Origin of the sequence: Hyphobacterium sp. SN044, assembly GCF_021864465.1 — a bacterium.
In the GTDB taxonomy this organism is placed as follows: domain Bacteria; phylum Pseudomonadota; class Alphaproteobacteria; order Caulobacterales; family Maricaulaceae; genus Hyphobacterium.
In genome coordinates, this window is sequence record NZ_JAKKUV010000001.1 from 251,590 (window position 1) to 264,882 (window position 13,293).

Below are 13,293 nucleotides of genomic sequence, written 5' to 3' on the forward strand. Positions count from 1 at the left end.
GCGCCCCCGCGCAGCGCCTTAGACGCACCCTCCCTGACGAAGCTGCCCCCCAAGTGTTCGTATGGCCGCCAAGATCGAGTTCGACCCCACGCTCGGGGCCGTCATCTCCTGTTCCGAAAATGCCGTGACCCGCGACAGCATGCGCGACGCGATCCGCAAGATCACCGGCGAGCTCGCCGCGAACGATTGCCAGCGACTTCTGGTCGATGTGGCGTCGGCCCGGGTACAGGTGTCGATCGCGGACATGACCTTCATCCTCGACCAGTTGCTGACCGCCACGCAGGGCGATCTGCGTATGGCCCTCGTCATTCCGGAGGGCGCACGCTCGCATGGCGATTTCGCGCACGACTATCTGACGGCGGAACATGTCGAGGTCGAACTGTTCCGATGCCCGGTCGAGGCGCGGCGCTGGATCGCCGCCTAGCCCGGTATCTCCCAGTTCTTCAGGTGGATACGGTCGCCGAATTCGCTTTCGTCGCCATTCGCCGTGTTGACCGCCAGCCAGAAACGGACCGGCGTGCCGGCGGTCTCGGGCGCATGCCAGATCACCTGCCATGCCGACCCGGTCGCCACCGAATGGGCTGCAGCCCCGTTCACGTCCGTGCCCGGGCCGGCAGGCTCGAACATCCCGCAGGTCGCAGCAAGTTCGAACCCGTTCGCCTCCCCACTGTCATTGACGCGAACCGTCAGCTCATAGCGCTGACCGGCCTCATAGCGGGCGGGTAATCCGTCCAGTTCGAGCCGCTCGGACTGCGTCACCGCGTCATACTGGAAATGGCAGGCGGTGCAGTCCTCACCGCCCTCCACGCCGGCATGCCCCCAGGGCGGACCGTCGGGATAGGCGAGGCTGGCGGCAGGAAACCCCGCCGCCAGAAGCATCGCGGCCAGCGCGCGCATGCCTATTCCTGCGGCTCCACGACGGCGCGGCCGATCGTGTTGGTGTCGGCGCCGAACCAGATCACGCCGTCAGGGGCGTAATATTGCATGTGGCGCACCGTGCCGCCGCCGGAGGGAACCGGCGTCTGCGAGAAAAACTCCTCGCTCGCCGGGTCGAAGCCGACGAAATTGTTGGGCTCCACGCCGGTTTCGACGAACCAGATCCGGTCCTGACCGTCGACGGCCATGGCATAGGGGCCGCTTTCTGCACCGGCCGGCGCCGCCCATTCCTCGACTGCGTTGGTCGCCGGGTCGAACACGCCGACGAAGCCGTCGGCATAGTCGACATACCAGACCCGTCCGTCGCTGGTGTGGCCGATACGCCGCGGGCGCGCCGTTTCGCGCGGCAGCACGATCTCGGTCAGTTGCAGCGTTTCGGGGTCCACCATGGCCAGCTTGTTCGTCCCCAGGAGGGCGACCCAGACCATGCCGTCCGGCGTGACGGTCACGCCATAGGGGCGGGCACTTTCGGTCGGAACCTCGACGATATCGACGGCCCACTCGCCGGGGATCAGCCGGCCGATCGTGTTGGCGCCTTGCGCGGAAAACCACAGCGCCGTCCCGTCATTGTTGAAGATCAGCGTGTGCGGGTCGCGCGGATGCCCGTCGGGCATGTCGATGCGCAGCATCTGGCCCGTTTCCGGGTCATAGCGGCCGATATAGGCAGCGCGGTTGCCCGCGATCCAGACCATTCCGTCGGGGCCGACGATCTGGTTATGCGGCCCGTCGCCCTCATTGAGCGCGACCTGTTCGAACGCGCCCGTCGCCGTGTCCAGCGAGGCGAGATAGTCGCCGCGCTGGCCGACGAACCACACGGTCTCGCCATCGGCGGTAAACGGGTCGCGCGGACGCGTATCGGGGTAGGGGACCGTCCATTCTTCGATCAGGATCTGGCCCTCGGCGGGCTCGCTCGAGAAATCCTGCGCGAGCGCGCCCGAAGTCAGACAGGCGGGGGCGAGGAAGGCGGTGAGGGCAAAGGCGGAAACGGCAAGGCGCATGGGGTTACTCCCTTTGGCGTGTCGGTTCTCAAGGAGAACCTAGCGCGGCGGGGCCTTGTTCCCAACTGGAACCGGGAAGATGACGGACTAGCCGCCCGTCTTCGCTGCCTCGATCGCCTTCTGGATCAGTTCGCGGGCCTTGTCCGCGCCTTCCCAGCCCTTCACCTTCACCCACTTGCCGGGTTCGAGATCCTTGTAGTGCTCGAAGAAATGGGTGATCCGCGCCAGCTGCGCCGGCAGGATGTCGGTGTGGTCGGTGATCTGGTCGTAATAGGGCGTCAGCGCCTTGTGCGGCGCGGCCAGGATCTTCTCGTCCAGCCCGCTCTCGTCTTCCATCATCAGTACGCCGATCGGGCGGGCGCGCACGACGCATCCCGGGATCAGCTGGGTCTGGCCCAGGCACAGGACGTCGATCGGGTCGCCATCATCCGACAGCGTGTGCGGGATGAAGCCGTAATTGCACGGATAGCGCATCGGCGTGTGCAGGAAGCGGTCGACGAAGACCGCGCCGGAGGCCTTCTCCATCTCGTACTTCACCGGGTCGCCGCCGAGCGGCACTTCCACGATCATGTAGAAATCGTCGGGCGGGTTGAGACCGGCGGGAATGGCGGAGAGGTTCATCGTATCTGTCCTGCATGCGCGTTTCGGGGAAGCGCGCGCGGCATAGGCGATGCAGGCCGGATTGGCAATCAGCGAGGGCGGTGGGGGGGCGGTCGTCCAGCTAGCGCTCCGGACCTTCAGGTCCGCAAGCGCGAGTAACCAACTCTGGCAATCCAGCGCCGGTTTCGGGCGGTGCGGCTTGGTGAGGGGGCCGTCGGCGCGCCCGAACGAACGGAGTGAGAGAGGATCAAAGAAAATGGTGCGCCCACAAGGATTCGAACCTTGGACCCGCTGATTAAGAGTTTTTACCCCACATGTACTATGCTTCCCAATGTGTCGCATCACTATCGCTTAGCTGCGCAATATTACAATACAGTCTCAATAGTCCCAATTTTGCGCGCATAATGCGCGCACATCCGGCGTCATCAATGCGCGCATTCCCACTTGAACCGAAACCGGATGGGTTCGGCGGCTTTAGAAAATCGTTGACGATTTGTTCCGCGCCCGCTAATGTCTAATCGGCAGGCAAGCGCCGGAAAAACTCCGAGTTACTTTCGGGTAGCAGCGTTCTTGTGAACGTGATTCAGGAGCCGGGGGCCTGCCGATCTATTAGAGGCAACCTTCGTAGAATCGCTGTTGCGTGTCGGTAAGGCGACTTGCGGTCGCTGATGGCACCAGCGTCATCCCGTAATTTAGAGCGCTTTTGTTACGGCGAATTAGCCGAGGCCTTAGCGTCTCCGCACAGCGAGGATGGCAATTTCCATAATTGTCCGGTTCGAACGCTTGAAAAACGGCGCTGGTCGCGCAATCGGCAAGCTGAAGACCCGCCCATTTTGAATGATTTTCCACCGCGATCGTGTCGATATCTAACACTTCCCAATTTATCGATCTCACCGGCCTGATAACCTCACGACCGTCCCGCATCAGTAGCAGGTAATCGCGCATCGCTTGGTAGTTCATTCCCGAGCGACGCGAAAAAACGACTTTAAGCGATGCGTTTTGGTTTCCAGCGAGAGTCGAGCAGTGTGAGGTCACGCGCTCAAGGAGCCACCTTACAAGGTAATTATATAGGTAGCCCTTTTGCGCAAAGACCGTTTCAAACCGAGAGCCAGGAATCGTAGCCTTGTTTGAAAGCGTGAAACAGTATTCCGCAGGAATATCGACCAGCGCTTGGCATGCCGCTAATTTCTGACCGTCTTTTAGTTCGCGATAGTGGATATCTAGCTTCCGGCGCGCGGGAAAGAGTGCACGGATCTGATCTCTGCGCTCAGGTAACGTGAGGTCAACGTCATGATCTACGATGAGCGCCCCGAGTACGAGCCATTGTGATTGGCCGGTCGGCTCGCCAGTTGCCAACCGGGAAAAGCCATCGCAACCCGCTTCGTCGATATATGCGGTGAAATGCATTGTCATGGTCCCCAAGGGGACTTGAATTCTCCAAGATACGCAAGGGCTTGCTACTTCAGGACGGCTTGAGGTCTAAGGTCGAAGTCGCGCTAGAGACAAGCCCAGAATGGCTCTCAAGCTATCGAAGTTTCTTCGATATACTATTTTCGATTATATTATTGAAGCTCGAACATATACAGAATAGGCAATACAAGAGATACTAAAAGAGACGCGCCACTTAAAAACCCAGATGCAATTCCAATAATTGTAGTCGTATAGTCGACTTTAACCCAAAGGGGGTCCTCATACTGATAGTATAAATAAGAATAATCTTTATCATCGCGCCATTTCAAAACGCGACCTCGAATACGCGCTGAAATGCCGATGTACCCAAATCCGATAGATAAAATAATAAGTAACAAACTAATCGAGAAGCCAAGGAACGAATATATTAGTTCATTTGGAATAAGATTGATTTGTTCGGAATATATGCCGATTATTGCGGTCATTCCCCCGGCCAGATATTAAAACGATGGTTGTGCTATAAAGAGCGCCTAGCCTTAGCGCTAAATCGCCATCGCTACGCTGAGTTTGAAAATAGCGGTCCATTTCTGAGCCACGCAACTCATGTGCAAGTTGCTCGCGATCCACGCCATTTCCTTCCGATCTAACGTCCTATAGCCAGCGGCCCGGATTGACCTTTCCGGGGTTGCTCACGATGAATCAGCGCCTCCATCCAACGAGGAAGCGTCGGAACTAAGTATATATTGTATACTTCATAGAGAGCAACACTACATATTGTGTATTGCGCGCATTATGCGTGCAAGCTTCACATGCGAAGCAAGTATGCGCGCTCATAATCAATTGAAAATAAAGGAGAAAATTGGTGCGCCCACAAGGATTCGAACCTTGGACCCGCTGATTAAGAGTCAGCTGCTCTACCAACTGAGCTATAGGCGCGCCGGTCTTCCCTCAGGCCGGTCCGGAGGACTGGCGGGAAGGGCGCGGAAAATACGCGGAAATGGGCGAAGCGCAAGGGGGCTGATGCAAATCCGTCATGCACGTCCGGGCAGGGCGGCGCGCTCGACATAACCCCGGCTTTCCAGCGTCCCGAGCAGCTGGCGCAGATGGTCCGGCGCGGCCTGCGGGAAGCGGGCGATCAATTCCTCTTCCGAGAATTGCCGCTGGCGGAGGAGCCAGTCGACCGCGCGGTGCGCCGCCCCGAGCGCGATATCGCCGCCGGGACCGACAAGCACATAGCCCGCGTCTCGCCGCGACATCTCGCAGGCGATCCCGGCCACCGCATAGAAGTGCGGCGGGCGGGTTTCCGGCAGGCCGTATTCGGCAAGCCCGATCCGCTTCTCGCGCTGCTTGCCGGCGATCTCCTCGGCGATCAGCGGCGAGGCTGCGATCTCGCGGATGCGGTCGGCGAGGCGTTCGAGGTGGGCGCGCATCGCGCCGCCATTGTCGACGTCATGGCTCGGGATGTAGTCGCGGAACAGCGCGTCATGGCGCGCCTCTTCCTTCAGCATGTCGAACAGGACGAAACCGGTCAGCGGGCTGATCGAGAAGGTGACGTGCAGCGTCGCGCCATCCTCGGCCAGCGCATCGTGATACTGGCCGCGCGGCAGGTAGAGCACATCGCCCGGCCTCATCCGGATCTGCCACATCAGCGCGCCGCGCTGGCGCATCAGATAGGCCGCGCCGGCCTCGCCCGGGCCCACATGGCTGACCGGGCGGTCCTCGCGGCCGGTCCAGATATTCCACGTCTTCTCGCCCTCGACCTGCACCACGAAGACGTCGTGAATGTCGTAATGGCTCTGGAAGGCCTGAACGCCCTTGAAGCTGCAATAGACATTGGCCGCGATTGCCGCCTGGGTCCGTTCCTGGATCGCCTTGGCGGCGCGGCGCACGCCGGGGCTGACTTCGTGGATCCGGTTGGCGACGAGGGTCGCACCGACGCCGACGAGCGCCTTCACCCGCGCCGGGTCGGCGCGGTTGATCGTGTGACCTTCCAGCGTCTCGACCGGCGTGCAGAAACTCTCAGGCGGGGCGGGGTGGTTGTTGAACGCGATCCGCAGCGACTGGTCGGTCCAGAACGGCGCCTGCTCCAGCGCGTCGTTGAAGCTGTCCCAGCTCAGAATGCCGGACACGTCCGCCTCCGGCCGCTGAATGTGCAGCGGTTTCTTGCCGTAATACTCGGCGAAGAACTCGGCCTCGCTGAAGGGCGCGATGAGGTCGGCAAACGTCGTCATGCGCGAAGGCTTACCACGCCCCGGGCGGGCGGCAAGCGCGGCCGGATGCCGCCCCGGCGCGCCTCGTAGGAAAACCGTAACGCTCCGCGCGCTATCCTTCCTGGATGGAAACACTTCTGCACACCGGTTCGGCCCCGGTCTTCGACCGCGAACATCTGGCGCAATACACGTCCGGCGATGCCGCGCTGGAGGCGGAGTTGTTCGGGCTTCTGAAGGAGCAGGCCGAGCGCTGCCTCAATGCGATGCAGGCCGCGGCGGACGGCAATGCCTGGGGCGCCGCGGCGCATACCCTGAAAGGGGCGTCGCGCGGCGTGGGCGCATTCGAGCTGGCTGAAGCCTGTCAGCGCGCCGAGGACGCGACGCAGGCCAGCTGGCCCATGGCGGTCGCCGACCTTCGCGCGGCCGCGAACCGCGCCTTCGCGGAGATCGAGCGGGTATTGGGCTGAACGTTTGTTCCTGCAGGCTACGTATTTCCTCCCCCGTTTACGGGGGAGGTGTCAGCGCAGCTGACGGAGGGGGGATAGTGCCCCCCTCGGCCCTTCGGGCCACTCCCCCCGCAAGCGGGGGGAGAAAAAGTGACTAAGAATCCTCACACCCGCGTCCGGTCCCATACCTCGAACTCATACTGGATCGAGCGTTCGACCAGTTCGCGCCACACCGGCTGCGCGATCGAGACGGGCAGGCCGGTCTTCTCCGCCTCCGCCGTCACCTTCGTCAGCACGTCATTGACCCGCCAGTCGTCGCGCACCGTGTCGCGCCCCGGCTTGATCCGCGCGGCGGCTTCCATGTAGCGCGCGCGTTCGGCGATCAGGGCAACCAGCTGGCGGTCGAGTGCATCGACCCCGTCGCGGACCTCGGCCATGGTCTGGCAGTCTTCGGGCGCTACAGGCATGTCGGTTCGATCTCCGGCAATGTGACTCGGGTGGTGTCTTATAGGCGTGCCGGGCGGCTTCGCCCAAGGACGAGCTGCCGCACCCTGCGCCATCTTGGGATTGCCGGTTCAGGGGCCTAGACTGATCCCGACGCGATTCACGGGAGAGACGGGCATGACGGCACCGGTGACGATCTATGGCGACTCCCGCAGCGGCAATTGCTGGAAGGTCCGCTGGGTGGCCGAACGGCTCGGCGTCGCTTTCGACTGGCGCGAGGTCGACGTCACGTCGGGTTTCACGCGGACAGAGGAATTTCTTTCGATTAATCCGGCCGGCCAGGTGCCCTGTCTGGTGCGCGAGGATGGGCGCATCCTCGCCCAGTCCGCTGCGATCATGCTCTTTCTCGCCGAAGGTTCCGACCTGATCCCCGAGGACGCCTTCGACCGCGCCAAAATGATGGAATGGCTGTTCTGGGAGCAATACAGCCACGAACCGGCCATCGCCGTGCGCCGCTTCCAGAAGGCCTTCCTGAACAAGCGCGAGGACGAGATTGACCCCTTCCTGATGAACAAGGGCCGCCGCGCGCTCGGCGTGATGGAACTTCGGCTGGTTGCGCGGGATTACTTCGTCACGGACCAGCTGACGCTCGCCGATATCGCGCTCTATGCCTACACGCATGTCGCGGACGAGGGCGGTTTCGATCTCGACGATTTCCCGGCGGTGCGGTCCTGGCTCCATCGGGTGGAGCGGGATCTCGCAGCGGGTTGAAACCGGCCAGCCGGGACACAGGTGTAGGACCATGCCCGCCCGGACCGTTATCCCCACTTTTGGCGTCCCGAAACCCGGCCTCAAATATGCCAAGCGCCCCTGCGCCTTTGGCATCGCGTCCCGGCCTGACGGCCAGATATTGTGCGTGAAGGTCACCCGCGCGGGTCAGACCTGGACCGACCTGCCGGGCGGCAAGATCGAGACTGGCGAGACCGAGACAGGCGCGCTGATCCGTGAATTCCAGGAAGAAACCGGGCGAACCTGCCGGCCGGTTCGTCTTCTGGTTCGGACGCGGCAATATCTCGTGACGGCGAAGGACAAGCCGCGCCTCAATCATTCGGCCTATTACGAGGTTGAGGAGACCGGCCGGGCAGACCGGGAGATGGAGCCGGACCATGAAGCGGTCTGGCTTTCGCCGGATGACGCCATCGTCGAACTGCGTGATGAGGCGGCGGCGCTGGCCGTCATGCTGTGGATGCGCGCGGACTGACGTTCAAATCCTTCAATAGACGCAATTTTTTCCGGTATCGCCGGGCGCCGCAATCCTTTTGCTTGGCGGCACTCCAGACCTTCCCCTAGGTTGTTTTCCGACGGACAGGGGACGATTCCATGAAAACGGGACTGACGGCGTTGGCGGCTGCGGCACTGGCCGCGTCGGCCGCGTTCGCGGACGGCGTGATCGAGTTGCGCGTGCAGCCGGGCGGTTTCAGCTCGGATTCAGAAGTCCGGGAGCACATCCTCACCTCCCTGCGCGGTGCCGAGGCCGAGATCAGCTTCGTCGATGCGGCCAACGGCATTGCCCGGCTTGAAGGCGGCGAGGCCGCGGCGCGCGCGCTGCGCGCCGACCCCGTATTCGTTTCCGTTCGCTTCGAGGGCGAGGAAGACCGGCACACCCGTCTGTTCTCGGTCCTCCTGTTGGAAGACAGGATGGAAGTCGGCACCGAGCCCGAAGGCGGCGGCGACCGCATGGAGCCGGACCCGTTCGGCTGGCCGGGTGAATTCGTCCAGGTCATCGCGCGCGACGCATCGGGCGCGGTCATCGCCGAAGGTTATGTCCGCGACCATCGCTTCGTCCGCTATGAGGGCTGGAACGACGATGGCACCCACCAGCCCGGCTCGAACTATTCCGACGTCGACGAGACCCGGCCGCTCGACATCTGGCTCGAACTGCCCGCCGAAACCGCGCAGATCGAAGTGATTTCGCCCGCACGCCCGGCCGAAAACCTGCCTGAACGCACGCTCGGCATGGCGACGATCGATGCGGGAGAGGCGCAATGATCCGCGCTCTGCTGGCTGCCGGTGCGGCCCTGATCGGCGCGGCCTCGGCCTCTGCTCAGACCCTCGTCCCGATCCACCTGACGGGTGATCCCGACACGCGGATCAACTACGTGATCATGGCTGACGGTTTCACGGCCGGGGAGATGGACGCCTTCCGCACGGCCGCGGCCGGGTTTCGCGACTTCCTGCTCGGCGGGGCGCCCTATATCCGTTACGCCGATCACTTCAACGTTTACCGCTTGGAAATCGCGTCCAATCAAAGCGGGGTCAGCCGGCCCGGCAATCCCGTCGATACCGCTCTGGGATCGGAGCTTGGCTGTTTCAACATCGACCGGCTTCTGTGTGCCGACAACGCCCGCGCCAATGCCGCGCTTCAGGCCGCTGACCCCACGATCAATTTCCATATCCGGCTGATCGTCGTGAACACGCAGGACTATGGTGGCGGTGGCGGCTTCTACGCGACGACGACGCTGAACCAGTTCGCTCCGTCGGTGTTCCAGCACGAGATCGGGCATTCCTTCGCCAACCTTAACGACGAATATGAGGACGCAAGCATTTGTGCCCGGCAACCGGGCCTCTATGGTCCGCCGGGCGAGATCAACGCGACCGCTCAATCGACGCGCGAGGCTTCGCCCTGGGCGGTCTGGATCGATGCGGCGACGCCGGTCCCGACCACCGGGACGGCGGATGCGCTGCCCGGCATGTATCAGGGCGGGCATTATTGTTCGACCGGGGTCTGGCGGCCGACCCACAATTCGCTGATGCGTTCGCTCAACCGGCCGATGGAGCAGATCAACACCGAGCAATTCGTACGCGTCTTCAACCGGACCGCCCCGGGCATCGACGGCGCCAACCCGGCTACCGGTACGGTTTCGATGACGCGTAATGGCCGGATCCGGTTCAGCGTCATCCCCAAGACGATCGACGACCAGGCCTATGCCGTGACCTGGCGTGTGGACGGCAATGTCGTACAGGCGCCCGGCGGGGCAGGGGACGGTATCGGCTTTGCCGCCAACGGCTCGCGCTACACCTTCCACGGCGTCAACTTCGCACCTGGAACCTATCAAGTTACCGCGACGGTGCGCGACGTGACCGAACTGGTCCGAAACGATCCGGATTCCGACCTGACCCATGAAACCAGCTGGACGGTGACGGTCGAGGATCGCGACACCCCGCCAGCGGTGTTGTCGGGCGCGGTTCTGCCATTCGCGCGCTCCGTCACCACCGGCACTGCCGCGACCGCCTTCGCCACCTTCGTCAATTCCGGCAGCGTCGAGGCGTCGAATTGCACGATCTCCCTGCAGCAGTCGAACGGGGCGGCGTCGCCGGCAACTTTCGGCTACCAGGCAACCAATCCGGCCACGAATGTGCCGGTTGGCGGCATGAACCCGGTCTTCGCCATCCCGGCCGGCGGTCTCGCGACCTTCGTCTTCTCGGTGGATTTCGCGGCAGCGACCAACAGTGCTGAAGTCTTTGCCGTAGCCGATTGCGAGAATGCCGACCCCGCGCCGCGCGGCTCGGGGGTCAATTCGATGATCGTCTCGTCCTCGGCTGCTGCGCAGCCGGATATCGTTTCGATCGCCGCGACGCTGACGACCCCGGGCGTGGCCGACATGCCCTCGAACGGGGCCCGCACGGTCGTTGCCCTGTCCGCGGTCAATATCGGCGCGGCGGGCGATGTCACGCTGCGCGCTGATCTGGGCGCAGGCAATGTCCCGGTCGAGGTCGAGATGTGCGAGACCGATCCCGCGACCAGCACCTGCCTCGGTCCGCGCGCGCCGTTCGTGACGGTCAATTTCGCACAGAACCAGACACGGACCTTCGCGGTCTTCCTGCGGGCGCACGGCCCGGTCCAGTTCGCGCCGGAACGCTACCGGACCTTCTTCGTCTTCGAGGATGCGGGGCGTGTCCGGCGCGGCGGGACCAATGTGGCGGTGCGCACGGTACAGTAGCGAAAGGAGAGCTAGCGTTTAGCGCGCCAGCTCCTTCATCGCCGCGTCGACGCCTTCCAGGGTCAGCGGGAACATGCGGTGCGCGCCGATGATTTCCTGGACCAGCCGCACCGAATAGGTGTGGTCCCACCATTTCTTCGGCTCGGGATTGATCCAGACGAGGTCCGGCCAGGTCTCGACCAGGCGATTGAGCCAGACCGCGCCGGCTTCCTCGTTCCAGCCTTCCACCGAGCCGCCGGGATGGGTGATTTCATACGGCGCCATCGCCGCATCCCCGACGATGATCACTTTCCAGTCGCGCGGGTATTTGTGGATCAGGTCCATCGTTGGCACGGTCTCGGCCCGCCGGCGCAGATTTGACCGCCACACGCCCTCATAGGGGCAGTTGTGGAAGTAGAAATATTCCAGATTCTTGAACGTGCCGCGGGCCGCGGAGAACAGCTCCTCGCAGGTCCGTACATGCGGGTCCATCGATCCGCCGACGTCGAACAGGCACATGACCTTGATCGCATTGCGCCGCTCCGGGCGCATGCGCACGTCGAGCCAGCCCTGCCGCGCCGTGGCGTCGATCGTGCCGGACAGATCGAGTTCTTCCTGCGCGCTGTCGCGGGCGAATTTCCGCAGGCGCCTGAGCGCAACTTTCAGATTGCGCGTGCCCAATTCGCGCTCGCCGTCGAGATCCTTGTAGCGTCGCTTTTCCCAGACCTTTGCCGCCTTCTTGTGGCGCGACTGTCCGCCGATGCGCACGCCGGACGGGTTATAGCCGGAATGGCCATAGGGCGAGGTGCCGCCCGTACCGATCCATTTCGACCCGCCTTCGTGGCGCTTTTCCTGTTCCTCGAGCCGCTTCTTCAGCGTCTCCATCAACTCCTCGAAGGACAGCGCCTCGATGGCGGCGCGCTCCTCCTCGGACAGAAGGCGCTCCATCATGGCCTGCAGCCACTCGTCCGGGATCTCCTTTTCCTCGAACAGCGCGCCAAGCGTCTCCACGCCCTGGAAGACATGGCCGAACACGGCGTCGAACTTGTCGAAATTCTTCTCGTCCTTGATCAGGACAGCTCGGCTGATCGAGTAGAAGTGGTCTATGTCGGGATCGACCGCGCCCTTCTCCAGTGCTTCGAGCAGGGTCAGGTATTCCCGCGTCGTGACGGGGATCTTGGCGGCGCGAAGCTCGGAAAAGAAACGGTGCAGCATGGGACGGAGGATAGCGCTCGCCGCGCAAAAGAAAACGGGCGCTGCCGTCTCCGGCAGCGCCCGCTTCTCGTGCGCGAACATGTGCTGACGGTCTAGCCGTCCACGCGCTCCAGCGCCGGAACCACGACCTTCTTGCGGGCGTCGAACCGCTCGCCCAGCTTTTCGGCCTCTTCCTTGGAAAACTCCTTGCGGCCGAGGTCGAAGAATTCCTCTTCCTCCTCGTCCATGTGGTGCTCGATCAGCTCGCACATGGCGTGGAACTTCTGGCCCCACTCCTTGGTGTCCTTCTTCATCGTGTCGAGCTCTTCCAGCATGGAATTGACCATGTGGTGCTCGTTCTTCGCTTCGAGCGACTCGTCGTCTTCGCCCTTGGATTCCAGCTTCGAATAGAAGGTGGCTTCCTCGATCTTGTGGTGCGCCCACAGGTCGAGCTTGAACGCCTCGAACAATTCCTCGCGCTTCTTTTCGGCGCGGTCGGTCGTGTCCTTGATCTGCTGCATCAGGCCGCGAGCCTTGTCATGGTCCTGTTTGATGCGGGTGAAGATGTCGGTCATTGCGGGGCTCCTCGTGTTTCGGGGATTCCCGGAATGAACGCCGTTCAGGGCAACCGGTTCCGCAAAAGAAACGGGGGCCGCACTGCCCGCCCGGAGGGATCGGAAAGTGCGGCCCCCGCAGACAGCCCTTCAGGGGGATGAGGGGTTCGAGGGACATTGAAGGGCTGTTATTCCGTCAGTTCATTCACACGCCCTGCATCGGGTATCTCAGCGGCGAGCGGCGCAGCTTGCGGCGTACCCGGTTCCGGGCGGCGCGGATCAGTTCTTCCTTCACCGCCAGCTTTTCCTTCTTCAGCATTGTGAGGGCCAGCGTGTCCGGGGCGGGGCGTGCCTGTTCGGTTTCCACCGCCGCGTCGAGCGCGGCATGCCGGCGGCGCAGGGAGAGAAATCGGTTCAGCATTGGATAGGCGTCCTTTCAGTTGGGGAGGGCCTTGTTTTTGTGTTTGGCCTCAATCGACACGACCGATATGGGGCATGGGTTGAATTCCATCAAATCGAAT

At 62.7% G+C, this 13,293-nt stretch carries 15 protein-coding genes and 1 tRNA gene; 6 read left to right on the plus strand and 10 right to left on the minus strand.

The window, feature by feature from the left end:
• Positions 1 to 61: 61 nt before the first annotated feature.
• The gene (locus L5876_RS01295; protein WP_236954286.1) at positions 62 to 424 is read left to right on the plus strand and encodes a hypothetical protein; all 363 of its coding nucleotides are present in this window, start codon (positions 62 to 64) and stop codon (positions 422 to 424) included.
• Here L5876_RS01295 and L5876_RS01300 read toward each other — a convergent pair.
• The 6 genes from L5876_RS01300 to L5876_RS01325 form a co-directional block, all read right to left on the minus strand.
• The gene (locus L5876_RS01300; protein WP_236954287.1) at positions 421 to 897 is read right to left on the minus strand and encodes a choice-of-anchor V domain-containing protein; all 477 of its coding nucleotides are present in this window, start codon (positions 895 to 897) and stop codon (positions 421 to 423) included. The genes L5876_RS01295 and L5876_RS01300 overlap by 4 nt on opposite strands.
• Positions 898 to 899: 2 nt before the next feature.
• Positions 900 to 1,934, minus strand: a complete 1,035-nt coding sequence (locus tag L5876_RS01305) for a lyase (RefSeq protein ID WP_236954288.1) — start codon at positions 1,932 to 1,934, stop codon at positions 900 to 902.
• A gap of 87 nt (positions 1,935 to 2,021) precedes the next feature.
• On the minus strand, positions 2,022 to 2,555 hold the full coding sequence (gene ppa / locus L5876_RS01310) for an inorganic diphosphatase (protein WP_236954289.1): 534 nt from the start codon (positions 2,553 to 2,555) through the stop codon (positions 2,022 to 2,024).
• A 588-nt stretch (positions 2,556 to 3,143) separates the two neighbouring features.
• Positions 3,144 to 3,941 carry a DUF3800 domain-containing protein gene (locus L5876_RS01315; protein WP_236954290.1) on the minus strand — a complete coding sequence of 266 codons (798 nt, stop codon included), beginning with the start codon at positions 3,939 to 3,941 and terminating at the stop codon, positions 3,144 to 3,146.
• Positions 3,942 to 4,804: 863 nt separating this feature from the next.
• Positions 4,805 to 4,880, minus strand: a tRNA-Lys gene (locus L5876_RS01320).
• Positions 4,881 to 4,975: 95 nt separating this feature from the next.
• Complete coding sequence (locus tag L5876_RS01325) at positions 4,976 to 6,175, minus strand: cupin domain-containing protein (RefSeq protein ID WP_236954291.1); 1,200 nt, start codon at positions 6,173 to 6,175, stop codon at positions 4,976 to 4,978.
• A gap of 104 nt (positions 6,176 to 6,279) precedes the next feature.
• Between L5876_RS01325 and L5876_RS01330 the strand changes: the two genes are divergently transcribed.
• Positions 6,280 to 6,621, plus strand: a complete 342-nt coding sequence (locus L5876_RS01330) for an Hpt domain-containing protein (protein ID WP_236954292.1) — start codon at positions 6,280 to 6,282, stop codon at positions 6,619 to 6,621.
• Positions 6,622 to 6,764: 143 nt separating this feature from the next.
• On the opposite strand, the gene L5876_RS01335 is transcribed toward L5876_RS01330, so the two are convergent.
• Positions 6,765 to 7,067 (minus strand): chorismate mutase, encoded by a 303-nt coding sequence (locus L5876_RS01335; protein ID WP_236954293.1) that lies wholly within the window; start codon positions 7,065 to 7,067, stop codon positions 6,765 to 6,767.
• A gap of 154 nt (positions 7,068 to 7,221) precedes the next feature.
• Between L5876_RS01335 and L5876_RS01340 the strand changes: the two genes are divergently transcribed.
• The 4 genes from L5876_RS01340 (at position 7,222) to L5876_RS01355 (ending at position 11,045) form a co-directional block, all read left to right on the plus strand.
• A complete protein-coding gene (locus tag L5876_RS01340) occupies positions 7,222 to 7,815 on the plus strand; it encodes a glutathione S-transferase family protein (RefSeq protein ID WP_236954294.1) in 594 nt (197 codons plus the stop codon).
• Between the two features lie 31 nt (positions 7,816 to 7,846).
• Positions 7,847 to 8,305: an NUDIX domain-containing protein gene (locus L5876_RS01345; RefSeq protein WP_236954295.1), complete on the plus strand. Its 459-nt coding sequence runs from the start codon at positions 7,847 to 7,849 to the stop codon at positions 8,303 to 8,305.
• Between the two features lie 119 nt (positions 8,306 to 8,424).
• Entirely contained in the window at positions 8,425 to 9,093 is a 669-nt protein-coding gene (locus tag L5876_RS01350) for a hypothetical protein (RefSeq protein ID WP_236954296.1), read from the plus strand.
• A complete protein-coding gene (locus tag L5876_RS01355; RefSeq protein WP_236954297.1) occupies positions 9,090 to 11,045 on the plus strand; it encodes a M64 family metallopeptidase in 1,956 nt (651 codons plus the stop codon). The genes L5876_RS01350 and L5876_RS01355 overlap by 4 nt, the downstream gene beginning before the upstream one ends.
• A gap of 18 nt (positions 11,046 to 11,063) precedes the next feature.
• Here L5876_RS01355 and L5876_RS01360 read toward each other — a convergent pair whose 3' ends face one another.
• The 3 genes from L5876_RS01360 to L5876_RS01370 form a co-directional block, all read right to left on the minus strand.
• Positions 11,064 to 12,239, minus strand: a complete 1,176-nt coding sequence (locus tag L5876_RS01360; RefSeq protein WP_236954298.1) for a VWA domain-containing protein — start codon at positions 12,237 to 12,239, stop codon at positions 11,064 to 11,066.
• Between the two features lie 92 nt (positions 12,240 to 12,331).
• Positions 12,332 to 12,793 carry a hemerythrin domain-containing protein gene (locus L5876_RS01365; RefSeq protein ID WP_236954299.1) on the minus strand — a complete coding sequence of 154 codons (462 nt, stop codon included), beginning with the start codon at positions 12,791 to 12,793 and terminating at the stop codon, positions 12,332 to 12,334.
• 184 nt (positions 12,794 to 12,977) lie between these two features.
• Complete coding sequence (locus tag L5876_RS01370) at positions 12,978 to 13,193, minus strand: YdcH family protein (protein WP_236954300.1); 216 nt, start codon at positions 13,191 to 13,193, stop codon at positions 12,978 to 12,980.
• Between the last annotated feature and the right edge of the window lie 100 nt (positions 13,194 to 13,293).